The organism is Cellulophaga baltica, from assembly GCF_018861125.1.
Classification (GTDB): domain Bacteria; phylum Bacteroidota; class Bacteroidia; order Flavobacteriales; family Flavobacteriaceae; genus Cellulophaga; species Cellulophaga baltica_A.
Genome location: NZ_JAHKQN010000013.1, coordinates 238,370 through 263,444, shown reverse-complemented (window position 1 = coordinate 263,444; position 25,075 = coordinate 238,370). Strand labels below are relative to the sequence as shown.

Below are 25,075 nucleotides of genomic sequence, written 5' to 3'. Positions count from 1 at the left end.
TGTTATATTTTTAATAATTTTAGGTAATTAAACCTTGTAATTATTATCAATATGGAAGAAATTTCGAAAACGATTTCGTTGGAAAAGTACGGAATTACAGCGGGAAAAATTAATTACCAATTATCATCAGACGAGTTGCATGCAATTACTCTTGCTAAGGGCATGGGAAAAGAGGCGTCTTCAGGAGCACTTGCTGTAAATACAGGAGAATTTACTGGGAGATCACCAAAAGACAGGTTTATTGTTAAGGATGATATCACTAAAGATAAAATTTGGTGGGGAGATGTCAATATTCCTTTTGATTCTGATGCGTTTGATGAGCTTTATAATAAGGTAACCTTGTATTTAAATGATAAGGAATTGTATGTAAGAGACTCTTATGCTTGTGCGGATGATGATTATAAACTGAATATTCGGGTGATAAATGAATTTCCGTGGTCAAACATGTTTGCTTATAATATGTTTTTAAGACCTACGGAGCAGGAGTTAGAAGATTTTATTCCAGAATGGACAATTGTAAATGCTCCAGGTTTTATGGCTGATGCTTCAGTTGATGGAACAAGACAGCATAATTTTGCGATATTGAATTTCACTAAAAAAATTGCTCTCATTGGTGGTACTGGTTATACAGGAGAAATAAAAAAGGGAATTTTTTCTGCCTTAAACTTCATTCTTCCGGTATACAAAGAAACGTTACCCATGCATTGCTCGGCAAATATTGGTAAAGAGGGTGATACGGCAATTTTCTTTGGATTGTCAGGAACAGGAAAAACAACTTTATCGGCAGACCCGAATAGAAAACTAATAGGTGATGATGAACATGGTTGGACGAAAGAAAATACTGTTTTTAATTTTGAAGGAGGTTGCTATGCAAAAGTTATCAATCTATCAAAAGAAAATGAACCTGATATTTTTGGTGCTATAAAAAAAGGGGCGATTTTAGAAAATATTAAAATGGACGCAAACGGAATTGTTGACTTTGAAGATACTTCTATTACACAAAATACAAGAGTAAGTTATCCAATTGATCACATTAATAATATTCAGGAGCCTTCGATTGGTAAAAACCCTAAAAATATTTTCTTTTTAACAGCAGATGCTTTTGGTGTTTTACCTCCAATATCTAAGTTAACGCCTAGCCAAGCCGCTTATCATTTTATATCTGGCTACACAGCTAAAGTTGCAGGTACTGAAGCTGGTATTGTTGAACCTATGCCTAATTTTTCTGCTTGTTTTGGTGCGCCATTTATGCCATTGCACCCAACAAAATATGCCGAAATGTTGAGTAAGAAAATGATTGATGCTAGTGTAAATGTCTGGTTGGTAAATACGGGTTGGACGGGTGGCCCTTACGGAATTGGTACTCGTATGAAACTAAAATATACAAGGGCTATGATTACTGCTGCTTTAAATGGTGATTTAGGTTTGTATTCGTACGATAAATACCATATTCATTCTGTATTTGGTGTAGCACAACCACGGGAATGCCCAGGAGTACCTACAAAAGTACTAAGCCCTAGAGCAACTTGGGATAATGATGAGAAATACTATAAAACAGCTTTTAAGCTTTCTAATGCATTTAGAGAAAACTTTAAAAAGTTTGAGTCGTATGCGAATGAAGAAATAAGACGCGGTGGTCCGCAACGTTATGCGTTCTAAAACAAGAAAAAAGCCTCTTATTTAATAAGAGGCTTTTTTGAAATTCAGAGTTAATAACTCTTATTTTTTATTGATAACAGTAATATATTTTTGCAATGCCATTGTCATAGAAGGTGTTTCAGGCGTTGGTGCCTTAATGTCAATTCTAAGTCCGGCTTCAGTTGCAGCTTTTACTGTTGAATTGCCAAACACGGCAATTCTAGTATCGTTTTGTTTAAAATCAGGGAAATTCTTTAATAAAGATTCAATGCCTGAAGGGCTAAAGAAAACTAAAATGTCATAATAAACATTTTTCAAGTCAGATAAATCACTAACAACAGTTCTGTAAAAAATACCTCTAGTCCATGTTAAACCTAATTTATCTAATGTTTCAGGTACAATAGGTTTTAAACTGTCGGAAGAAGGTAATAAGAATTTTTCGTCTTTGTATTTTTTGAATAAAGTAGAAAGATCTAAGAAATTCATTTTTCCAACATAAATTTTACGTTTTCTGTACACTACATATTTTTGTAGATAATAAGCAACAGCTTCTGACTGACAAAAATACTTCATTGTGTCAGGAACTTTAAAACGCATTTCTTCAGCAATTCTAAAGAAGTGATCAACAGCATTTCTACTTGTTAAAATAATAGCAGTAAAATTACTTAGGTCAATTTTTTGTTGTCTAACAGTTTTTGCATCTACACCCTCAACATGTATAAAAGGTCTGAAATCAACTTTAACTTTTTCTTTATCAATAAGTCTTGAATATGGGGAGTTTTCCATCTTTGGCTCTGGTTGAGACACCAAAATTGTTTTTACTTTCATGTACATCAGTCTTTAAAGTAGTCTCCAATTAGCACTATGGGTGCTATTTCGAGTGTGCAAAGGTACAAAATAAAATATAAAAAATTATTTGTTATTAATTTTTGATAATTTTTTATTACAGTAACCCATCCAATAGCATTAATTAATATTATGATGAGCATACTTGTGTAAGCTACAGTTTTTGAGTCATTTAGTACATAAGTTAGTAAAATGTTTGCTATGAACATAACAAAACTACTGTAGTTTAAATACGATAATTTTTTAAAGAGATACTCGGTAATTTCTCCGGAGATATTGAATATAAAGGCATTGCCTAATTGAAAGAAAATTTTTACAATAAAGAAAATCAATAAAACTCCTAGTATAATAAAATACAGTGTTAGTGTTTTGTTTTGGCCACTAAATGAAAATATATCATTCAATATATAGATGAATAATGCTAAGTTCAGCACTTGAAAAATGAATAAAAAAACATTAAACCAATGTGATAATTTTTCCTTTTTATTATATAAAAAAATATATTTATTGTTAAAAGGCAAGATAATGAAGTTCAAAAAGCGATTGTAGTACAAACTCTTTGCAATGACTAATGCCAAAACACTACAAGATAGAATTATGGTAATCCAATCTGTACTCGTTACATTTCTTAATAAAGCATCATTCATAAAAATGGTTTAATCTACTAATTTAATGTTGTCTCCGTTCATGCCTGGGTATAATCCGTTTTCAGATATAGCTACTTTAAAATAACCAGGATTTTCCATCTTATATTTTGGGAGTTTAAAACTAAAGTATGTAGTATCGTTTGTTTTTAAAACTTTATTCTCAGTATTTTTTTGTTGTACGGTAATTGGTACAATTTCCTTTGGTCTTTTATATTGGTTGTGATAAGCAATATTAAATTTCAGTTTTCTTAAAGCTATATCTGTTGTATACGGGTTGTAAACCTTTAAAAGAATAGTTTCATTGGTACCTTTTTTAATTTCATCTTCTTCAAGTATGCATTGTAATTTTCTAAATGATTCAAAATCATTTATATGTTGTGCATAATTAATTTCAGTACCACCAATAAGAAATTGGAAAGCTTGATTCTTGCTGTCATATTTATTCACATAAAAAACCTCTTTATGTTGCATGTAAGACTCACTATCATCAATAGAATATTGATTTCTTCGGTACCAAACATTGTTTAATGAGAATGAACGAACACCAGAATAAAACTGATACATAGGTGTTTTTCGGTATGAGTTTTCAAAAATTACAGGAGTGTCGCCAGCTTTTTCGTGTAGATTTTGAACCCATTCTTTGTTCCCATGAGACTCATAATGTAAAGGAGAAATTTCTTCAAAAACAAGGGCAAAACGAGCAATCGTAAGTATAGCAATATTTACTAATCCTAATCTGAAAATCCATTTTCTAGCATTTTCATTTTCTAGCATATAATTAAAAGCAATAATTGCTAATGAAATAGAGATTACTATAATCCATTGTGTTTGTATTCTTCTGTTAAAACTTGAGATGAAGAAGAAAATTAGTGTTCCGTAGGTTAAAAACAATAGAGCCTTTGTATATAAATCTTTGCCATGCGTTTTTATTAAAGCCTTATAAATCCAGAAAAAAGGAAGTCCAAAAATTGCCAATAAGTTTACAAAATATCCTATTGTGAAATCATTTAAATCATAAGCTCTATTAGGTCTTTCAAATAAATGATATTTAATAGATACAAAATCATTATCGTATAACCAAAGTAAATGCGGTGCATAACCAATTAATGATACTGTTACAGCCAACCAAGCAAGTTTATTGGTTAGTAATTTAAGGTTAGAAAGTAATACAAATACAATAACTAATACAGCATGGTATTTACTGTACATTAAAGCACTCATAATAAGCCCTAAACCTAGAGCTAATGGTACTGATGGTTCTATGGTAAACTTCTTGTAAGCGTATAAAAATAAAGCTGTAAAAAACAATAAAGGTGTGTCTGGTAAGGTTAAAAAGCCATAGGCTGTTAACAGTGTCATAGAACATGTAAGCACAAAAAAGTGAAGTACATAATCCTTTTTCTTAAGGTTATCTATTTGCAACCAAAGTAATAATAGTGTACCTACGGAAAGTATACAACTCATAAAACGAACACCAAGTTCGCCATTAAAAAAGTAACTACTAATTTTTATTAATAAAGCAACCATAGGTGGGTGATCAAAAAAGCCCCAAGCCATGTTTTGTGAGTAATACCAGTAATACGCTTCGTCATAAATTAATTGTGTAAAATGACTTTGTACCAAGTTGATAACAAAAATGATAGCGAGTATGTAGATAAATAATTTAGGAAGTTTCTGCATTATAAATAAAACAAATTTTGGGCAAAATTACGAATAATAAGATATTGCCTCTTCATTTTATTAAAATCCGTTAAAGAAACTTCTAAAAAAAGCATAAATGATTTACCCTAATTTCGTTAACATCATAAAAAAGTTATTTTTGTAGCCACATAGATTTGAATTAATGATTGATAGTTTAGTAATTATCCCAACATATAATGAAATAGAAAACATAGAATCAATTATTCGAGTTGTTTTTAAATTAGAAAAAGAATTTCATGTTTTAATTGTTGATGATAATTCGCCAGATGGAACGGCGGCAAAAGTAAAAACATTACAAAAAGAATTTTCTGGAAAGTTATTTATAGAAGTTCGTAAAGAAAAAGCAGGTTTAGGTACTGCATATATTCACGGATTTAGATGGGCAATTGAAAAAAAGTACGATTATATTTTTGAAATGGATGCTGACTTTTCACATACACCAGCAGATTTAATTCGTTTGTACAATGCTTGTGTTCAAGGTGCTGATGTTGCTGTTGGTTCACGTTATGTAAAAGGGGTTAATGTTGTTAACTGGCCTTTATATCGCGTGCTTTTATCATACGGAGCTTCATTTTATGTGAAGTTTTTTACAGGTATGCGTGTGCATGATCCAACGGCAGGTTTTATGTGCTACAAGCGTAATGTGTTGGAGGCTATTGATCTTTCAGCAGTGCATTTTGTTGGTTATGCATTTCAGATAGAAATGAAATTTAGAGCACATTTACGAAAATATAAAATAGTTGAAGTTCCAATCGTTTTTACCGATCGTGTTTTGGGGAAATCAAAAATGAATTCATCAATTGTGCGTGAAGCGATATTCGGGGTTTTAAAAATGAAATGGATGAGTTTATTCCGTAAACATAATTTTAAAGGATAATGAAATATTTAATTAAGAATGCAACTGTAGTAAACGAGAATTCGCAAAAAGTAGCAGATATTCTTATTCAAGACGATATTATTGTTAAAATAGATTTAGATATTTCTGATGCTCAAGCTCAGGTAATTGACGCTAGTGAAAAATATGTTTTTCCGGGAGTAATAGATGATCAGGTGCATTTTAGAGAACCAGGTTTAACACACAAAGGAAATATTGAAACGGAAAGTAGAGCCGCTGTAGCTGGTGGAATTACTACTTTTATGGAGCAGCCAAACACCAACCCGCAGACCACAACTATTGAAAAGCTTGAGGAAAAATTTGCAATGGGTGCTAAAAGTTCTTTTGCAAACTATTCTTTTTTATTTGGTGGTACTAATGATAATTTAGAAGAGCTTAAAAAACTAGATAAAAATGCATGTTCTGGGGTAAAGCTATTTTTAGGGTCTTCAACTGGTAATATGTTGGTGGATAGAGAAGAAGTTATTGAAGATATTTTTAGAAATACTGAAATGGTAATTTCTGCGCATTGTGAAGATGAAACTACGATAAAAAATAATTTAGCAGCATATAAAGAAAAGTATGGTGATGATATTCCTATGGAATCACACCCCTTAATTAGAAGTGCTGAAGCTTGCTATTTATCGTCATCAAAAGCAATTGATTTAGCTAAAAAGACAGGAGCAAGATTTCATGTGTTTCATTTGTCAACAGGTATAGAGACAGCATTATTTAGTAATGATATTCCTTTGAAAGATAAGAAAATAACTGCTGAGGTTTGTTTGCATCATTTATGGTTTTCTGATGAAGATTATAAAACAAAAGGCTCTTTAATAAAATGGAATCCTGCAGTAAAAACAGCAACAGATAGAGCGCAGTTATGGGAAGCTTTTTTAGATGGTAGAATAGATGTTTTAGCAACAGATCACGCACCACATACTATTGAGGAAAAGGATAATGTATATACAAAAGCACCTTCAGGTGGCCCGTTAGTACAACATGCTTTACCTGCTATGCTTGAAAAATACCATGAAGGCGTTATTAGTTTAGAGAAAATAGTAGAAAAAATGTGTCATAACCCAGCAATACTATTTGAAATAGAAAAAAGAGGTTATGTACGTGAAGGGTATTTTGCAGATTTAGTGATTGCAGATTTAAATACACCTTGGACAGTTACTAAAGAAAACATTGCTTATAAATGCGGTTGGTCTCCTTTTGAAGGGACTACGTTTAAATCAGAAATATCACATACATTTGTAAACGGACACTTAGCTTACGAAAACGGAAATTTTTCAGAAAAGAAAAATGCTAAGCGTCTTACTTTTAATAGATAATCTATGAAAAAAATCGGATTTATTTTTTTGTTTTTTGCTATTGTTTCTTGTGTTGAAAAATTAGTTGAAGCTCCTGATGATCTTATCTCAAAAGAAAAAATGACCGATATCTATTTCGATTTGGCTATTCTGTCAGGTGCCAAAAACACCGATAGTAAAATACTAGCAAAGCATAAAATTGAGACTATGGATTATGTATACAAAAAGTACGATGTTGATAGTCTGCAATTTGCGAAAAGTGATTTATTTTATGCATCAACTCCTGTTGTTTATAAAGAAATTTATGAAAAAGTTCAAATTAAAATTGATACCGCTTTAAGTGTTGTAAAAGCTGATCGTTTAATTGAGAAAAAACAGGATAGTATTGATAGGGTTAAAAGATTAGATTCTATAAATAAGAAAAAAGATTAACTAACTAGTAGTTTCTTGTTTGAATAATTTAGAACAAAAGGCTAGGCTCGCGTCAATAGATTCAAATTTGTAATCAAAAGTTGTTATTGCTTTTTTATTGCTATATTTTTTTTTCTCATCTATAGATTTCAGGTTTTCTTTAGTGACTTTTCTATCTGTATTTAGTAAAATATTTCTAATCCAATCTAATCTCCATAATATTTGAAGTTGCCATTTCTTAAGCATTTTAGCTGGTGCCTTTAAGTTTAATTCACGTGTGATTTTCGTAAGTACATCCTTATAAAGCATATTTTCACTAATACAAATAAACCTTTCTTTGTCAATCTTTGTATTCATACTCAATAGTAACAGTTGTACAACATCATTTACAGCAACAAAACCTGTTCCACCGGGCGGATAATAGTTGTAGCCTTTTGATGAGGTGGTAAATAATGTACCACTTCCTGAAGTCCAAAAACCAGGGCCTAAAATAACTCCGGGATTAATAATTGCTACTTTAAGTCCTTCTTGAGAACCACGCCAAACTTCCATTTCTGCATCAAATTTGGTTAATGCATATACATTCGCATCTTTACTGCTCCAATCTGATTCTTCGTCTACAACATCAGTATTAGCATCTTTACCAATAGTAGCAATAGAGCTTACGTAGCTTAGCTTTTCTATTTTATTTGCAATGCAAATGTTTACAATATTGGCGGTACCTTCACAATTAATTTTAAATAGTTTGTTGTAATCTTTTGGGTTAAATGATATTAAAGCGGCGCAATGATATACGTGTGTGATATCTTCAAATGCTACTTCGAGAGCAGGAACATCTAAAATGTCTGCAGTAACCCAATCAATTTTAGAGAATAAATTAAGGTGATTTTCAGTATAGTAAGAAAATACTTTTTCAACTTTACTTAAGTCGCTATTTTCTCTTCGAGTAGCAATCACTTTATTTTCGGTTTTGGTTAATTCAACCAATAAATGTGCTCCCACTAACCCTGTACCACCAGTTACTAAAATCATGGTTTAAAAATAAGCAATACCATTGTATTTATTCAATTTTAAGCACTGTTAAAACAGCACATTTCTTTTATATTTGCAACTCTTTTAAAAAATGATAAAAATGAAGACCAATTTTGTAGCAGAATTAAAATGGAGAGGCATGTTGCACGATGCCATGCCAGGAACAGAAGAGCATTTAATGAATGAAATGCAATCGGCTTATGTTGGTATTGATCCTACTGCAGATTCGTTACATATTGGACACCTAGTTGGAGTAATGATGTTACGCCATTTTCAATTAGCTGGTCATAAACCCTATGCGTTAATTGGTGGAGCTACGGGAATGATTGGTGACCCATCTGGTAAATCTGCTGAACGTAATTTATTAGATGAAAAAACTTTGCGTCATAATCAAGAAGCTTTAAAAGGGCAACTTTCTCGTTTTTTAGATTTTACAAGTGATGCATCGAATGCCGCTATTTTGGTTAATAATTACGATTGGATGAAAGACTTTTCGTTTTTAGAGTTTATTCGTGATGTAGGTAAGCATATTACTGTAAACTATATGATGGCGAAAGATTCTGTAAAAAAGAGATTGTCTTCAGAAGCCAAAGAGGGAATGTCATTTACAGAGTTCACATACCAGTTAGTTCAAGGTTATGATTTTTTACACCTATTTAAAGAACACAATTGTACATTGCAAATGGGCGGTAGTGACCAATGGGGAAATATTACTACGGGTACAGAGTTAATAAGACGTATTGGTGGTGGTAAAGGTTATGCATTAACTTGTCCATTAATAACAAAGGCTGATGGTACTAAATTTGGTAAAACTGAGGGTGGTAATGTTTGGTTAGACGCAGATAGAACATCACCTTATAAATTTTACCAATACTGGTTAAATACATCTGATGATGATGCAGAAAAATATATAAAAATATTTACTTTTTTAACAAAAGAAGAAATTGATTCTTTAATTGAAGAGCATAAACAAGCACCACATTTACGTGTGCTACAAAAACGTTTGGCTGATGAAATTACAGTAATGGTACACTCTAAAGAAGATTTAGATAATGCTGTTGAAGCTAGTGCTATTTTGTTTGGAAAATCTACTTCTGAAAGTTTAAAAAAGTTAGATGAAAAAACATTTTTAGATATATTTGATGGCGTGCCACAGGCTGAAGTTGCCATGAGTGATATTGAAGAGGGTCTTGACATGATTGGAGCTTTAGCGGCTAAAACAGGTTTTTTGGGTTCTAATGGTGAAGCACGTAGAGAGTTAAAACAAAATTCTATTTCTGTAAATAAAGAGAAAGTTAAAGAAGATTACGTAATTAATAAGGAGGACTTGATAAATGATAAGTTTGTTTTATTACAGCGTGGTAAGAAAAACTACTTTGTACTGGTAGTTGCGTAAAAAATATAAACCAAAATCAATATATTTTTAAATCATGCGTTGTTGATTAGTAACCAAATACTATTGTAACCAATGCGTGCTATTCTTAAATTTTTTATATTGATTTTGGTTTTTTCTAGCTGTGATAAGTTAGATGAATTAACAAAGTTTGACATTGACTATGATAGTCATGTAACTATTGAGTCTTCAACAGTAGTAGATTTACCATTTGATGTATATACGCCAGATATGGAAACTAATTCAGAATCTGAATTTGAAGTAAATGACACGCGTAAAGATTTAATTGAAGAAATTCTACTTAAAGAAATTACATTAACAATTACATCACCCGAAACAGCAGATTTTAGTTTTTTAGAATCTATAGAGGTTTATATTGATGTTGAAGATTTAGATGAAATTTTAATTGCTTCTAAATCTGAAATTGATGGAACGGAATCTGTTTTAGAATTAGATCTTACGGATATAGACATTCAAGAATATATTAAAAAAGATTCTTTTGTACTTCGTATGAATACCGTTACTGATGAGGTAATGAGTCAAGATCATGAAATTGATGTACATTCCGTTTTTGCAGTTGATGCAAAAATATTGGGTTTGTAGAGCCATTATTAAAACTTCAATTATGCTCTAGAGTAGAAGAACTTATGATTTGTGCAGAGTTTTTTACGTCTGAATTTATTTTACAAAATGTATTTTTTACTCTTTTTGAGATGTTGAAATAAGGAATCCAAATTACTGAACCAATAAAAGCTCTGGTTATTTCATTATATGATTCGGAAATTTCAGCGTTGGTAAACGTAAGATCTGTGAAAAACTGGAATGCAATGTAGTCAAGTAATATGAATAAAAAATTTGAGATATAAAATATCGTCATTAGTTGAGGTATACTCGTTCTTCTTTTATAAAATAAAACGATAAGTAAAATAGAAAATATTAAAAACAAATAATTATAAAACAATTCTAAACCATAGATGCCAATCAGTATATTGTAATTTTCTAAACCTGAATCTATAAAATTTATCCAGCTGTTTTTATTATAATATGATGTCTCAGTAATTAAATCAATAAGCATAAAAATAGGAGTAAGTGTAAGTCCTATAGCTGGTAAAACTAACCATCCGCCAATACTTAAATCTAATGCGTTTGCATAGGGTTTTGGATTATACTCTTTAAATATTTTTATGGAAAAGTAAATTCCAATTGTTATTGCTATTAAAATTATAATAATTGAAACCCAACTAAATTTAAATTCATTTAAGTTTTGATTATAAGTTAAAAAGTAGGAAAGTTGATTCTGTATATCTTCATGATCTTTTTGAAATTTAACTAATTCCTTTGCGTTAATAATTTCTTTATTTAGTTCGTAGTTATGTTCTACACTTAAGTTTTTCCCATATCCTTTTACGATATTTTTATAACTAAAACCATTTCCTTCTATTGATACTGTTGAAGGTTCAATACTCCATTCTTCAGGTAAATATACTGATGTTTTTTGATGAAATTTTAAATTTTCGCCTAAGTAGTATGGCATGCTTCTATCTACTGAAGTAGTTTGAGGATATGAGATGTATGACTCTAATACAAGTGGATATATTTCTGTGTATATATAAGAATCATTTTCAGCATCTAACCATAAATCGTTTAATTTGTAATATTCTTTTACGGTAACAATGTTTTCAATATTCCTGTCAAAGTCTGTAAATTTTACATTATCAATAGATTCAATTCCTGGGTAAATATTACTGTAATAATTAGTAAAATCTCGTTTAATAGTTTCTTTAGGGGAAGAATTAAAGTAGCTACGCATGTAGTCTGCTTTAACTCCTTTATAGGTTGTTTCTATAAGAAAAGAAGCTCCCTTTCCGATAGAATCAATTGTAATAGTTTCGTTGATGCTTATTTCAGAATTGTTTGAACTTTGTATGTCAATTAAATTTGATTCACCGTTCTTTATGCGTAATCCTTTTTTGTAATTAGGTGTTGCTATATTTTTTAAATTCCCTCCTTGGCTCGATATTGTTGGATCAATAAAATACTGTTTACCTTCAAACTCTAAATTAACAATGCAATGATCAAAAACTGTATTACTTGGGAGTTGATTACTAATTTCACTTTTATTTAAAGTATTTACTAAAACCGGATAGGCTTCAATTCCTTGGTCTTTTAATAATGTCACAAGTAGAAGAGATTTATCTTTACAATCGCCATACCGTTGATTGAGTACTTTGTTGGGTGAATTTGGCTTATAAGCACTAATGCCAGATTCAAACCCCAAATAGCGAATCTCGTCTTGTACCATTCTAATGGATTTTATAATTTCATCCTCTTTGTTAATTGGTTTTTCATCTTGTTTATTGAGAGAAAGTCCAGAATTATTTGTGTTATATAGGGGTAGCGCCCAATTGACTACTTCACTCCATGAGTTAAAAGTAGAATATGAAATTCTTTTTTGAGGATCATACCAATATGGTGTATTGCTTTCATAAATTGTATAGTCTAATCCAATAGATTCCCATAAATATTCAGTTTTATCATTACTTATTTCTATCTTAGGTTTATTTGCTCCTTCAAATAGTTTGTAATTAATACTTGCTTTGGAATCTGTTATTAAACGCTGGTATATTTTATTTACCGGAAAATTATATTGTTGATATAATGTAGTTGCATAATGCCCTTTGTTTACAGGGTTTAGGCCAGTGGTTGTGTACGAATATTCAATAATATCTCCTTCTCTAACATCAGACAAATTAATGATAGCAGTCAAAGAACCATCATAAAGCGAACGCTCCATATTTGTTTCTCTTTGAATGTTTTGAATTGTAGTCGTTTTTAACTTGTCTATTTCAGAACCTTCTCTAATAAGTAATACTTTATGAAATTCTAATTTTTGATAAGAAGGGTCGTATGAAATGTTAATATCAGACATAGTCTGTATACCTTCAGCATTTAAAATTTTTATAGAATAATGTCTGTAAATAGCTTGTTTCGGCAGATTTTTTTGCAAATCAATTAATAAGTATTGATAGCTACTATTCTCATCTAAAATTTCAGTTTCGTTTGTATTAATATTTTTGACCCATGATGGTGTTGGTGATTTATCAGCCTGGTAGGTTGCTTGAGTGTTATACGATAAAAGGGAAAGTAGTACAGAAAATATTAATTTCATGTTTTGTGGTTTGGTTGATTTCGGGGTAATCTTTTAAAACTACCTTGGTAAAGTAAATATAAAACAACTATTGTATAAATTGTCTTTTATTGGAGAGCTAGCAAGAAATTTTGCTCAAAAAAGCAGTTGTTGTAATTAAAATTTTAAAACACCAATAAATTACATCCTCTAATATCAGAATTGTCAAATCTACCTAAGATAGAGAAAGTATTGTCGTCAAACTTTTTTCCTAAATCTTGTGTTGCAATAAATGAACAAGACTTGATATTGGCTAAATCAATTACATTTAAGCCACCAGTTTTTCCATTTTCTTGATAGCTAAGCGCATCTTCTGTATCCCGAACAAGAATGTCCATCCAAGGTGGTGTTTCAAAAATACCGTTTCCCTTAGAGTAACCTTGTGAAAGTAACTCAGTCATACCGTATTCAGAATGTATTTTATCTACACCAAAACCTGATTTTAAAATACCATGTAGCTCTTCACGAATCATTTCTTTTCGTCTCCCTTTCATACCACCAGTTTCCATTATAATGGTGTTTTTAAGGTTTAGTGCATAACTTTCTGTTAGATCTAAAAGTGCAAACGAGACGCCAATTAAAAGAATTTTTGTTCCTTTCTTGTCTAGTTCAATTAACTTTTGAGTTAACAATTTTAAATCATTCAAATAAAAACCACTCTCAGAGTGTCTGCTTTTTTTAATTAAATCGTCAGCCATGTAAATTAGTGATGATCCTTGTCTTTCTAAATAAGAAGGGAGTAATGCTAATACACAATACTTGGTTATATCTCCATAAAAATAATCGAAACCTTTTAGGTAGCTTTCTTCATAAATAGCAACATCGGCAACAAAGTGTTTGCTAGTTGTGCTACCTGTGGTGCCACTACTTGTAAAGATAATTTCGGCCTTTTGATTTGAGCTGACTATTTCTTTTGACTTAAAAAACTCGATAGGTAAAAAAGGTATATCCTTTAATTTTTTTACAACATTAGGTGTTTTGTTTAGGTGATTGCAGAACTCTCGATACACCAAATTATTCGTGTATTGTTCGCAAAAAATTTTTAACGAAAGCGAATTAAATTCTTCTGCATTAGTAATGCTAAAAATATCTTTTGATGTAATAGGTGCTTTCATAATAACAAAAGTAAACATACTAGTTGTTTTCATAAAACAAAAAACTCCTAATCCAGAAATTGGAAAAGGAGTTTGGGTTAGCTTGATGTATTTTGTGTTATTTAACTACTAACTTTCTTGAAGTAGTTTTAGTGTTTTCTGTTACTTGTATAATATAAATACCTGTATCAAGGTTAGATACATTCAATTTATTATATGTTGTATGTTCTTGCAGTGCTACTTCTCCGAACAAATCAAATACTAAAATATCTTTGGCAATATTATCATGTGAAGCTACAGCTGCTAAATCATAAAATTCTGTATTTGAAAAATTATTAAATTTTTCAATTTCTTTATCGTTAGTTTGACTATTTAAGTTTTCATTACCTAAAAATGAAATCGTGATAACTGTCAGTAATATAAAGTAGAATTTTTTCATATCTCTTGTGATTTGGATAACTGATGTAAATTTATGGAAAGTGTATCTTGAGTGTCATTAATTGTTGTGAAACTCATTTTATTGTAGGTCAAACACACTATTTTTATTATTTCAATACAATAATTAGCTAAAAAGCCAGTTTGAAATTGGTTTTTTTTGAGATGTGTGGTTGTATTTCTAGTAGAGCTAGATAATAATTTTGAAATAGAATAAAAAGGAATAACTACTTATTAGTTAGTTAATAAGAAATGTATTATTACTTAATAATAAGTTTTCGGGTAGCTACTTTGTTGTTTTCAACAACACGAAGCATATACATACCGGCATCAATATTTGAAAGGTTTAATTCTTTACCTATAATAGTAGTCTCTATAATTTTTGTTCCGAGTATATCGTAGATTGCAATTTTTTTCGGAGCATTTAAAGTTGTGCTTATAAATACTTTACCATTAGTAACCGGGTTAGGGTAAATTTTAAAACCATCAATGGTTTCATTTGCTGTAGTATGTTGAGCAAATGCGAAGGTTGTAAATAAAAAAATAAGTATAAAGTAAAGTTTCTTCATATATTTTTATAAGCAAATGGTATGTTACAAATATAGTATTTTTTGTAGCTAAGCATCTTTGCAATTGGAATATCTAAAATATTTTCGATGAATTGCGTATAAAAATGTCAAAACGAACTAAGGTGTTGGCGGTTTTATTCTTAAATTAAATAATTTTTAAAATTACATAAATAGTAGTTTTTATTAGTAATTATTAAAACAGGCATATAAATATAAACTATATGTTAACTGAATATTGAAAAATAGAGCTTCAGAGTTACCTAAATGTTATGATATTAAATCAACGTTAAGTAGGTATATACATAATAGTATTATCTTTACTTTTGGGCGAATAGTCAATATTTATGACCTTAATGCAAAGCGTATTCTATACTATTTTTATTAAATTGTAAGTATTACATTAACTCTAACAAACAAATAGATATCAAGCAGATGAAAAACAAAGACATTAGAATATTATTAGTTGATGATGAGCCAGATATTCTAGAGATTTTAAGTTATAATTTGAGTTCTGAAGGGTATGATGTAAGTACAGCAAAGAATGGAGTTGAAGGTGTTGCTAAAGCAAAAAAGAAACAACCACACCTTATAATATTAGATGTAATGATGCCAGAAATGGATGGTATTGAAGCTTGTGAAGTTATTAGAAATACTTCAGGTTTGGAAAATACAATTATTACTTTTTTAACTGCTAGAAGTGAAGATTATTCACAAGTTGCTGGTTTTGATGCTGGTGCTGATGACTATATTACAAAACCAATTAAACCAAAAGTTTTTGTTAGTAAAGTAAAAGCATTACTTAGAAGGTTAAAAGAAGATACTGCTGAAGTAGAAGATATTGTAAAGGTTGGTAATATTGTTATTAATAGAGAAGAGTATAAAATTATCAATAACGGTAAAGAACTTACTTTACCAAGAAAAGAGTTTGAATTATTAGCGTTGCTAACTTCAAAACCTAATAAAGTATTTAAAAGAGAAGTTATTTTAGATAAAGTTTGGGGTAACGAAGTTGTTGTGGGTGGTCGTACAATTGATGTTCACATTAGAAAACTTCGTGAAAAAATAGGTGATGATAACTTTAAAACTGTCAAAGGAGTAGGCTATAAGTTTATTATATAATGGCTATATTATTTAAAAAATCTTACAGATTTGCTTTTAGGTCTGCTCTATATATAACGATTACAATAACATTAATTTTAATAAGTTTTGCTTGGTTAAAAGATGCTTTGGACTGGTGGCTAATTGCATTATCGTCTTTACTTACCTATGTTATTTGTTTTTTTGTGATACAACTTCGTGTTGAAAAATTTATCTACAAAAGAATTAAGAAAATCTATGATGATGTTTCTCTTTTAGAGTCTTCTAGTCTTTCGTCAAGAACAGTAACTACTGATATGAGTAGTTTGACCAATGAGATTGAAAAATTCGCAAAAGACAAAAAAATTGAGATTGAAACACTAAAGGTTAGAGAAGAATATAGACGTGATTTTATTGGAAATGTATCACATGAACTAAAAACACCACTTTTTACTGTTCAAGGGTATATTTTGACCTTGCTTGATGGTGCGGCGAATGATAAAGTAATTCGAAAAAAATACCTTCAGAGAGCAAATAAAGGAGTGGAAAGGCTTATTTATATTGTTAAAGATTTAGATTTAATTACCAAATTAGAAACGGGTGATTTAAATCTTGAAGTATCAACCTTTAATATTGTTGAGTTGGTGCAAAGTGTTTTTGATTTATTAGAAATGAAAGCGGCTAAAAAGAAAATAGCACTCACTTTTGATATGAGATACAACTCACCTATAATGGTTAATGGTGATAAAGAGAAAATTCAGCAAGTTATAACTAATTTATTAGTGAACTCAATTAAATATGGTGAACAAAACGGTACTACTGAAGTTAGCATTGAAAATTTGGTAAAAAACCGTGTCATTGTAAGAGTTACGGATAATGGAGAAGGAATTGCAAAAAACCATATTCCAAGACTTTTTGAACGTTTTTATAGAGTAGATAGAAGTGGTAGTCGCCAAGAAGGGGGTTCAGGGTTAGGACTTTCAATAGTAAAACATATTATTGAAGCTCATAATGAGAAAATTTATGTTGAAAGTGTGGTTGATGTAGGTTCTGAATTCTCATTTACACTTGAAAAAGCACAAGAAAAAGTTGAAGATGTAGCTGTAGAAAGTTAAATAACACTTGTTACAGTCTTAATATAAAGAATTTCTTAGCTTTGCCGGCACAAAATAAGATTTAGGGTGGGTAGTAAGAACAAACTAAAAAGATTTAAAGAAAACGAGACATTTGATAATGTGTTTCAGCCATTACGTGAAGATGTTTATAAAGGTGAATTCCCTTTAAAAGGCAAATGGAATACGTTCTTTAAAAATGATAATCCAATAATTTTAGAATTAGGTTGCGGTAAAGGTGAATATACTGTTGGCTTAGCAAAACTACATAAAGACAAGAATTTTATTGGTGTTGATATTAAAGGAGCTCGTTTTTGGCGTGGTGCAAAAACTGCTATTGATCAAAACTTGCCTAATGTTGCTTTTATTAGAAGTCAGATTGAATTAATTGATCAACTTTTTGCAGAAAATGAAATTTCTGAAATATGGATTACTTTTCCAGATCCTCAAATTAAATACAAGAGAACAAAACATAGACTTACCAACAAATTGTTTTTAGATAAATATTGTCATATTTTAAACGAAACAGGAGTCGTAAATTTAAAAACAGATAGTGAGTTTATGCATGGCTATACTTTAGGTTTACTACATGGTTCTGGTTTAGAAGTAATTTATGCTAACCATGATGTGTACAAAAATGCAGGTAGCCCAAAAGAAGTTTTAACTATACAAACTTTTTACGAAAATCAATACCTTGAAAAAGGAAAGCCTATCACATACATACAATTCAAAGTTAGATAGATGCATTTACTAATTTTGTTTTTTGCTACTTTTTCGGCGGCTTTTATGGCAACAGTTCCTCCGGGATTGTTGAATATGAATGCAGCAAAAACAAGCGTAGATAAAGGTAAGCTAAACGGAATTATCTTTAGTTTAGGGGTTTCAGTGACAATAATACTGCAAGCCTATATTGCGGTATTAATTTCTAAATATTTACACAATCACCCGAGTGTGGTTGCGGTATTACTGAAAATAGCATTGGTGGTTTTTGGGACTCTTGCAATATATTTCTTTATAATTGCGAAGCGCAATAAACCTAAAAAAAAGAAAACCATCAAGGTTAGTAAAAAAAACAGTTTTTTTAAAGGTGTTTTTTTAGCGTCAATTAATTTGTTGACAATCCCTTATTATAGTGGGTTAAATGCAATGTGGAAAGCATCAGGTTGGATTAAGTTCGAAGCATCAGATATTATCATTTTTATTTTAGGTGCAGGTTGCGGAACTTTTACGGTTCTGTATTTATATACGATTTACTTCAATAAATTAGAATCTAAAAACAATACATTTTCAAGGAATTCAAACTATATATTAAGTATTTTAATGTGTATCTTATTTGTCATTACAGTATTTCGACTTCTTAATTATTAGGTATGAAAGAAGAGAATGTCAATTTTTTCGAGAAAGTATATGAAGTGGCTAAAAAAATTCCCGTTGGTCGCGTAACTTCTTATGGAGCAATAGCAAAATATTTAGGTGCCGCGCGTAGTGCTCGTATGGTTGGTTGGGCAATGAATGCATCGCATAATATGGATGATGTTCCGGCACATAGAGTGGTAAATAAACAAGGTTTACTAACTGGTAAACATCATTTTGATGGTACTAACCTAATGCAACAATTATTAGAGAATGAGGGTGTTGTAATTGTTGATAATCAAATTCAGAATTTAGAAAAACATTTTTGGGATCCGTTTACGGAATTAGAGTAAATATTTACATAAGACATTCTTATCAAACTATGTTATATTTCAATTTCAACCTTTCTTAATATCAGCCCTATAGCTTATCTTTGTATTTTACAATTCAGTTTTATTAATATAAAGAGAATAGTTTTACGTAATTGCATTTAAAATTTTGTTTTTTTATTGAAATGATTAAAAAAAATTACGTCTTATTACTTAAATTGAAGCAATAGATTCAAATGAAATTAGAGAAAAAAGATATCCTCAAAGCATTAGAAAACATTACTGTACCTGGTGAAGGTCAGAATATGATAGAAAGTGGTGCAGTTAAAAATGTTCAGATTTTTGGTGATGAGGTTGAAGTTGATATAACAATTGCAAACCCAAGTCTTCAAGCACGAAAAAAAACTGAGGTTGAGATTTTAAAAATCATTCATAAAGAAGTTTACGAAAAAGCTAAAATTAAAATTAACATAAAAGTTGAAGCTCCTGTAGCTGCAGATAAGCCAAAGGCTAATGAAATAAAAGGAAAACCATTACCTGGAATCAAAAATATAATCGCAGTAGCCTCTGGTAAAGGTGGTGTAGGTAAATCTACTGTAACCGCAAATTTAGCTGTTACTTTAGCAAAAATGGGCTTTAAAGTAGGCTTGTTAGATGCTGATATTTACGGACCATCAATGCCAATTATGTTTGATGTTGCTCAAGAAAAACCTTTAGCAGTAAATATAGATGGTAAGTCTAAGATGAAACCAGTTGAAAGCTATGGTGTAAAATTACTTTCTATTGGCTTTTTTACGCAACCTAACCAAGCAGTAATTTGGAGAGGACCAATGGCTTCAAAAGCATTAAATCAAATGATTTTTGATGCACATTGGGGAGAAATAGATTTTATGTTGTTGGATTTACCTCCAGGAACAGGTGATATTCATTTAAGTATTATGCAAGCTATGCCTGTAACAGGTGCAGTTGTAGTAAGTACACCACAAGAAGTTGCATTGGCTGATGCCCGTAAGGGTGTTGCAATGTTTCAGCAAGATTCTATAAACGTACCAGTGTTGGGTATTGTTGAGAATATGGCTTATTTTACACCAGAAGAATTGCCAGATAATAAGTATTATATTTTTGGTAAAGAAGGGGCTAAACATTTATCAGAAGATTTAAAAGTTCCGTTTTTAGGTGAAATTCCATTAGTACAGAGTATTCGTGAAGCAGGAGATGTTGGTAGACCAGCGGCAATGCAAACAGCAACACCTATTGAGTCTGCTTTTGAAGAAATTACAAAAAATGTAGTGCAAGAAGTTGTAAACAGAAATGATAGTTTACCACCTACTGAAGCTATTAAAATAACTACTATGGCGGGTTGTTCGCCGGTTAAAAAGAAATAATTATGACGTCGGAAGAAGTAAAATTAAATGTTGAAAAAGCATTAGAAGAAATTCGACCTTTTTTACAAAGTGATGGTGGCGATATATCATTAATTTCTATTGATAACGATACTTCAGTAAAAGTAAAGTTGGAAGGTGCTTGTGTTGGTTGTTCGGTAAACCAAATGACCTTAAAAAGTGGTGTTGAAATGACCATTAAAAAATACGTGCCACAAATAGAAGAGGTTATCAATATAGGATAACTTAAAATTTATAAAAAAGAGTACAATTCCCAATGGTAAGCTATGCGTATACCTGAGGGAATTTTAAATAATAAATAACCATGTCAGACGTAAAAATTAAAATTAAAGACAGAGAAGGAGTTTTACACGAGGTTGATGCTCCTACAGATATGAACATGAATATTATGGAGCTTGTACGTGCTTACGAACTTGCGCCAGAAGGTACTATTGGTGTTTGTGGTGGTATGGCAATGTGTGCTTCGTGCCAATGTTATGTAGAAAGTGATACAAACTTACCTGAAAAGTCTGATGATGAAGATGCGATGTTAGCAGAAGCATTCTATGTAAAAGATAATAGCCGTTTAGGATGTCAATTACACATAAATGAAGAAATGGAAGGTTTAGAAATTGAATTAGCTCCAGAAAGTTAATTTTCTTTTTCATTTCAAGCATTAAAAACTAGCCCTAAAGTATAACTATACTTTAGGGCTAGTTTTTTGTTTCAAATAAATTAACTTTATGTGTAACAATTAATTAGTAATTGATACTAATTAAAAAAACCTAAATACGATAACAATTATGAAAACACTAAAATTATGTATTGCTGTATTTTTTATAGCAATTAGTACTTCCTTACAAGCACAAACTGCCGATGAAATTATTTCTAATTATTTTGAAAATATTGGAGGGTTAGACAAACTTAGCGAGGTACAAGGAATGAAAATGATAGCTAAGGTGAATCAACAGGGAATGGAAATTCCACTTGAAATCATTCAATTAAAAGAAGGTAAGCAAGTCACATTAATTAACTTTCAGGGGAAAGAAATTAAGCAAAATGCTTTTGATGGTGAAACACTTTGGAGTCACAATTTTATGACGATGAAAGCTGAAAAAAGCGATGCAGAAGCAACTAGTAATTTTAAATTAAATGTCAATGATTTTCCAGATTCATTTATCGATTATAAAGATAAAGGGTATACTGTTGAGTTATTAGGTAAAGAGACTATTGATGGTGCAGAGACATTCAAAATAAAATTGGTTAAAGAACCTATATTGGTAGATGGTAAGAAAGAGGAAGATATTTCTTTTTACTATTTTGATGCTGAAAACTATGTTCCAATTGCAATTCATTCAGAAATTAAAACTGGACCAGGAAAAGGAATGACCTCAGAAGTTACCATGAGTGATTACCAAGAAGTAGACGGACTATACTTTCCTTATGCAATAACTCAAGGTGTTAAAGGGCAACCAGGAAGCCCTGTTACTATATCTTCTATAGAATTAAATCCAGAAATAGGAGATGAAGTATTTACTTTTCCTGATGTAATAGAAACAGAAGAATAACATACCACAACTAAAAGGCCTTTTATCAAGGTCTTTTTTAATATAAAATAAAGATGAAAAAAATAATAATTAGTTTTTGTCTTGTGTTATTTACAATTCTTTTGAGTTCTGCACAAGACAGTAATTCCGGTAAAGAAATTTTCGGAGATTTAACCGCAAGGCATATTGGCCCAGCTTTAATGAGTGGCCGTATTAATGATGTTGAGGTTCATCCAACAAATAGTAGAATTGTATATATAGGTTCTGCAGGTGGTGGTGTTTGGAAATCAAATGATGCAGGTACTACTTTTAATCCAATTTTTGATGACTATTGCCAATCTATTGGCGCAGTATCATTAGACCCAAATGATCCTGATAATACCATTTATGTAGGTACAGGAGAAACTTGGCCACGTAACAGTGTTTCAATAGGCGATGGACTTTATAAATCTACTGACGGAGGTTCAAATTGGAAAAAAATTGGATTAGAGCATTCTGAAAGAATTTCTAATGTAATTGTAAATCCAGAAAACTCTAAAGAGATTTATGTTGCAGTGTTAGGTGCATTATGGGGTGATAATGAAGAACGTGGTGTGTATAAATCTTCTGATGCAGGAGAAACGTGGGAGAAAATATTATACGTAAACCCTAAAACTGGTTGTGCTGATTTAATAATGGATCCTAATAATTCCAAAATATTATACGCTTCTATGTGGGAGTTCCGACGTACTGGTTGGAGTTTTGAGTCTGGAGGCAGTAACAGCGCATTGTATAAATCTGTAGATGGCGGAGCCACATGGAATAAAATACATAAAGGATTTCCTGAGGGGCAATTGGGGAGGTTAGGGATTGCTTTGGCACCTTCTAATTCAAATGTTTTATACACTGTTATTGAAGCAGAAAAAGATGAGCGCAAAGGCCTATACAGAAGTAGTGATGCAGGGGAAAACTGGACACAGCTGAATAATGATTTTGGTATTACGGTTAGGCCGTTCTATTTCTCAAAAATTGTTGTTGATCCAAGAGATGAAAATATAATTGTTAAAGGTGGTTTAAGTGGTTCTATTTCTAAAGATGGAGGAAAGACTTTCAAATCATTAGGAAGAATGCATAGTGATATTCACGATATAGCATTTAGCATCAAAGATTCAGATATTATGTATGTGGGTACAGATGGAGGGGTTTATCGTTCAATGGATGGAGGCACAACTATGGAAATTGTTGAGAATTTACCGTTGTCGCAATTTTATCATGTGAGTGTTGACCATGAAACTCCTTATAATGTTTATGGTGGATTACAGGACAATGGTTCGTGGTATGGTCCGTCATCTTCACCAGGAGGAGTAGAGGCAAGGGATTGGAATTCTGTTGGGTATGGAGATGGTTTCAGAGTGTTAAAACACCCTACTAAAAAAATAATCTATTCTGAAATGCAAGGAGCAGAGAACGTTTGGCGTTTTGATGTTGACCGTAATGTAGCTAAAACTATTCAGCCACTTACTACTGAAGAAGATATCAAGCTTCGTTTTAATTGGAATGCTCCAATGGCTTTAAGTTCACATGTGCCTGATCGCTTTTATATGGGAAGTCAGTTTCTTCATAAATCAGATGATATGGGAGATACTTGGAAGGTAATTTCTCCAGATCTAACAACAAATGATCCAAAGAAACAAACTCAAGAGAACTCAGGCGGACTTTCAAAAGATAATTCTGGTGCAGAAAATCATACTACAATATTTACTATAGCAGAATCGCCACTTGATGAAAATGTTATATGGGTTGGAACAGATGATGGTAACGTTCAAGTTACTAAAGATGGAGGAAAATCTTGGGAGAACACATCTCAAAATATTTCAGGTTTACCAAAAAACACATGGACTTATCATATTGAAGCAAGTGTATTTGACAAAGGCACAGCTTATGCTGTTTTTGATGGCCACACAATGAATGATAAAAATACATATGCATATAAAACCACAGATTTCGGGAAGGCATGGAAGAATATAATAACTCCTGATGTATATGGTTTTGCAAGAAATATTCAAGAGGATTATGAAAACCCCGATTTATTATTCTTAGGAACGGAGTTCGGACTTTATGTAACTTTAGATGGAGGATTAAATTGGAAGAAATTCACCAACAATATGCCATCTGTAGCGGTTCATTATATTGAATTACAACAAGAAACTAACGATTTGGTAATGGGAACACACGGTAGAGGTGTAATTATTATTGATGATATTTCTCCATTAAGACAGTTAGATAATAATGTTCTTGGTAAAACATTACATTTTTTTGATACAAAGCCAACTGTAATGAATGAAAACACTAGTTTTTCAGGAAGTTTTGGGGCAGAAACACAATTCGTTGGTCAAAATAAAACCACGGACGCTCAAATAAAATATTATTTAAAGAGTAGACATACTTTTGGGAAAATGTCTTTAGAAATACAAGATTTGGAGGGCAATAAAATTGTAGAATTAGGTCCTGGTAAATCAAAGGGAATCAATATTGTAAATTGGGGATATACTAGAAAACAACCAAAGGTAGCTAAGGGTAAAACCTTTTCATTCGGCGGTTTTTCTTCTCCAAAAGTACCGGCAGGAACTTATAAAGCAGTCCTTACAAAAGGAAAAGAAACCTATGAACAGACTTTTGATTTAGTTTATGACCCTAAATCTACCTTGACAGAAGCAGATCGAAATTTAAAGAACTCTACAATCATGAGTTTGTATAATATGACAGAAGAATTAGCGTATATGGTTTATGAACTAGATGCTATGCTAGCAAAAGCGAATACTGATAATAATACAAAAATGTTGAAGAAGTTAAATGAATTGAAGGAGACGTTGGTAATAACTACAGGAGATAATTATGTGGGATCGGCAGAACCTCAATTACGTGAAAAAATGACTGATTTGTATAGTAAATTAATCAATAGTTACGATAAGCCATCTGCTTCAGAATTAGATAATTTGAAAGTAATTTCTGAGCGTTATAACAAAGCAAAAAATAACTTATATAAATTAAAGAAGAACTTTAAAGGTTTTGATGAATTGAAATTAGATGATTACGAGAAATTCTTAGTAAGTAATTGAGCTTTTTTGAAAATGAATTATTTTAAAAACAGTTGCT

24 protein-coding genes are annotated in these 25,075 nt (G+C 31.1%); 16 read left to right on the top strand and 8 right to left on the bottom strand.

Annotation, left to right across the window (positions count from 1 at the left end):
- Positions 1 to 51: 51 nt before the first annotated feature.
- Complete coding sequence (pckA, locus tag KO500_RS03890) at positions 52 to 1,659, top strand: phosphoenolpyruvate carboxykinase (ATP) (protein WP_215955187.1); 1,608 nt, start codon at positions 52 to 54, stop codon at positions 1,657 to 1,659.
- 60 nt (positions 1,660 to 1,719) lie between these two features.
- On the opposite strand, the gene KO500_RS03885 is transcribed toward pckA, so the two are convergent.
- From KO500_RS03885 to KO500_RS03875, 3 genes are read right to left on the bottom strand one after another with little or no spacing between them, the layout of a single operon-like run.
- Positions 1,720 to 2,466 (bottom strand): uroporphyrinogen-III synthase, encoded by a 747-nt coding sequence (locus KO500_RS03885; protein ID WP_215955186.1) that lies wholly within the window; start codon positions 2,464 to 2,466, stop codon positions 1,720 to 1,722.
- 5 nt (positions 2,467 to 2,471) lie between these two features.
- The gene (locus tag KO500_RS03880) at positions 2,472 to 3,131 is read right to left on the bottom strand and encodes a DUF4271 domain-containing protein (protein WP_215955185.1); all 660 of its coding nucleotides are present in this window, start codon (positions 3,129 to 3,131) and stop codon (positions 2,472 to 2,474) included.
- A gap of 9 nt (positions 3,132 to 3,140) precedes the next feature.
- Positions 3,141 to 4,811, bottom strand: coding sequence for an ArnT family glycosyltransferase (locus KO500_RS03875; RefSeq protein WP_215955184.1), 1,671 nt, complete (start codon positions 4,809 to 4,811; stop codon positions 3,141 to 3,143).
- A 163-nt stretch (positions 4,812 to 4,974) separates the two neighbouring features.
- Here KO500_RS03875 and KO500_RS03870 point away from each other — a divergent pair, with 163 nt between their 5' ends.
- Genes KO500_RS03870 through KO500_RS03860 form a run of 3 tightly spaced genes read left to right on the top strand, consistent with a single transcriptional unit; the run spans position 4,975 to position 7,451 of the window.
- Positions 4,975 to 5,709, top strand: a complete 735-nt coding sequence (locus KO500_RS03870) for a polyprenol monophosphomannose synthase (protein ID WP_215955183.1) — start codon at positions 4,975 to 4,977, stop codon at positions 5,707 to 5,709.
- Positions 5,706 to 7,040: a dihydroorotase gene (locus tag KO500_RS03865; RefSeq protein ID WP_215955618.1), complete on the top strand. Its 1,335-nt coding sequence runs from the start codon at positions 5,706 to 5,708 to the stop codon at positions 7,038 to 7,040. The genes KO500_RS03870 and KO500_RS03865 overlap by 4 nt, the downstream gene beginning before the upstream one ends.
- A gap of 3 nt (positions 7,041 to 7,043) precedes the next feature.
- Positions 7,044 to 7,451: a DUF4296 domain-containing protein gene (locus KO500_RS03860; RefSeq protein WP_215955182.1), complete on the top strand. Its 408-nt coding sequence runs from the start codon at positions 7,044 to 7,046 to the stop codon at positions 7,449 to 7,451.
- Here the strand turns inward: KO500_RS03860 and KO500_RS03855 are convergent, their stop codons facing one another.
- Entirely contained in the window at positions 7,452 to 8,462 is a 1,011-nt protein-coding gene (locus KO500_RS03855) for an NAD-dependent epimerase/dehydratase family protein (RefSeq protein ID WP_215955181.1), read from the bottom strand. It abuts the gene before it with no gap.
- Between the two features lie 100 nt (positions 8,463 to 8,562).
- On the opposite strand from KO500_RS03855, the gene tyrS reads away from it, so the two are divergent.
- Positions 8,563 to 9,858 (top strand): tyrosine--tRNA ligase, encoded by a 1,296-nt coding sequence (tyrS, locus tag KO500_RS03850; protein ID WP_215955180.1) that lies wholly within the window; start codon positions 8,563 to 8,565, stop codon positions 9,856 to 9,858.
- A 99-nt stretch (positions 9,859 to 9,957) separates the two neighbouring features.
- Positions 9,958 to 10,458 (top strand): hypothetical protein, encoded by a 501-nt coding sequence (locus tag KO500_RS03845; RefSeq protein WP_252732419.1) that lies wholly within the window; start codon positions 9,958 to 9,960, stop codon positions 10,456 to 10,458.
- 16 nt (positions 10,459 to 10,474) lie between these two features.
- Here KO500_RS03845 and KO500_RS03840 read toward each other — a convergent pair whose 3' ends face one another.
- The 4 genes from KO500_RS03840 to KO500_RS03825 all read right to left on the bottom strand — a co-directional run bounded on the left by KO500_RS03840 (position 10,475) and on the right by KO500_RS03825 (position 15,140).
- The gene (locus KO500_RS03840; RefSeq protein WP_215955178.1) at positions 10,475 to 13,024 is read right to left on the bottom strand and encodes a DUF3857 domain-containing protein; all 2,550 of its coding nucleotides are present in this window, start codon (positions 13,022 to 13,024) and stop codon (positions 10,475 to 10,477) included.
- Positions 13,025 to 13,167: 143 nt separating this feature from the next.
- On the bottom strand, positions 13,168 to 14,157 hold the full coding sequence (locus KO500_RS03835; protein WP_215955177.1) for an acyl transferase: 990 nt from the start codon (positions 14,155 to 14,157) through the stop codon (positions 13,168 to 13,170).
- 97 nt (positions 14,158 to 14,254) lie between these two features.
- Positions 14,255 to 14,575 (bottom strand): T9SS type A sorting domain-containing protein, encoded by a 321-nt coding sequence (locus KO500_RS03830; protein WP_215955176.1) that lies wholly within the window; start codon positions 14,573 to 14,575, stop codon positions 14,255 to 14,257.
- A 256-nt stretch (positions 14,576 to 14,831) separates the two neighbouring features.
- Positions 14,832 to 15,140 (bottom strand): T9SS type A sorting domain-containing protein, encoded by a 309-nt coding sequence (locus KO500_RS03825; protein WP_215955175.1) that lies wholly within the window; start codon positions 15,138 to 15,140, stop codon positions 14,832 to 14,834.
- 432 nt (positions 15,141 to 15,572) lie between these two features.
- Here KO500_RS03825 and KO500_RS03820 point away from each other — a divergent pair, with 432 nt between their 5' ends.
- The 10 genes from KO500_RS03820 (at position 15,573) to KO500_RS03775 (ending at position 25,038) form a co-directional block, all read left to right on the top strand.
- Positions 15,573 to 16,259 carry a response regulator transcription factor gene (locus KO500_RS03820; protein ID WP_215955174.1) on the top strand — a complete coding sequence of 229 codons (687 nt, stop codon included), beginning with the start codon at positions 15,573 to 15,575 and terminating at the stop codon, positions 16,257 to 16,259.
- Complete coding sequence (locus KO500_RS03815; protein ID WP_215955173.1) at positions 16,259 to 17,332, top strand: sensor histidine kinase; 1,074 nt, start codon at positions 16,259 to 16,261, stop codon at positions 17,330 to 17,332. The genes KO500_RS03820 and KO500_RS03815 overlap by 1 nt, the downstream gene beginning before the upstream one ends.
- Positions 17,333 to 17,398: 66 nt before the next feature.
- Positions 17,399 to 18,070, top strand: coding sequence for a tRNA (guanosine(46)-N7)-methyltransferase TrmB (trmB, locus tag KO500_RS03810; protein WP_215955172.1), 672 nt, complete (start codon positions 17,399 to 17,401; stop codon positions 18,068 to 18,070).
- Positions 18,071 to 18,697 carry a LysE family transporter gene (locus tag KO500_RS03805; RefSeq protein ID WP_215955171.1) on the top strand — a complete coding sequence of 209 codons (627 nt, stop codon included), beginning with the start codon at positions 18,071 to 18,073 and terminating at the stop codon, positions 18,695 to 18,697.
- A 2-nt stretch (positions 18,698 to 18,699) separates the two neighbouring features.
- Positions 18,700 to 19,035: an MGMT family protein gene (locus tag KO500_RS03800; protein ID WP_215955170.1), complete on the top strand. Its 336-nt coding sequence runs from the start codon at positions 18,700 to 18,702 to the stop codon at positions 19,033 to 19,035.
- A gap of 212 nt (positions 19,036 to 19,247) precedes the next feature.
- On the top strand, positions 19,248 to 20,396 hold the full coding sequence (locus tag KO500_RS03795; protein ID WP_215955169.1) for an Mrp/NBP35 family ATP-binding protein: 1,149 nt from the start codon (positions 19,248 to 19,250) through the stop codon (positions 20,394 to 20,396).
- Positions 20,397 to 20,398: 2 nt separating this feature from the next.
- Positions 20,399 to 20,638, top strand: coding sequence for a NifU family protein (locus tag KO500_RS03790; protein ID WP_215955168.1), 240 nt, complete (start codon positions 20,399 to 20,401; stop codon positions 20,636 to 20,638).
- A gap of 80 nt (positions 20,639 to 20,718) precedes the next feature.
- Complete coding sequence (locus KO500_RS03785; RefSeq protein WP_215955167.1) at positions 20,719 to 21,048, top strand: 2Fe-2S iron-sulfur cluster-binding protein; 330 nt, start codon at positions 20,719 to 20,721, stop codon at positions 21,046 to 21,048.
- Between the two features lie 148 nt (positions 21,049 to 21,196).
- The gene (locus KO500_RS03780; RefSeq protein WP_215955166.1) at positions 21,197 to 21,961 is read left to right on the top strand and encodes an outer membrane lipoprotein-sorting protein; all 765 of its coding nucleotides are present in this window, start codon (positions 21,197 to 21,199) and stop codon (positions 21,959 to 21,961) included.
- A gap of 53 nt (positions 21,962 to 22,014) precedes the next feature.
- A complete protein-coding gene (locus KO500_RS03775; RefSeq protein WP_215955165.1) occupies positions 22,015 to 25,038 on the top strand; it encodes a WD40/YVTN/BNR-like repeat-containing protein in 3,024 nt (1,007 codons plus the stop codon).
- Positions 25,039 to 25,075 lie beyond the last annotated feature (37 nt).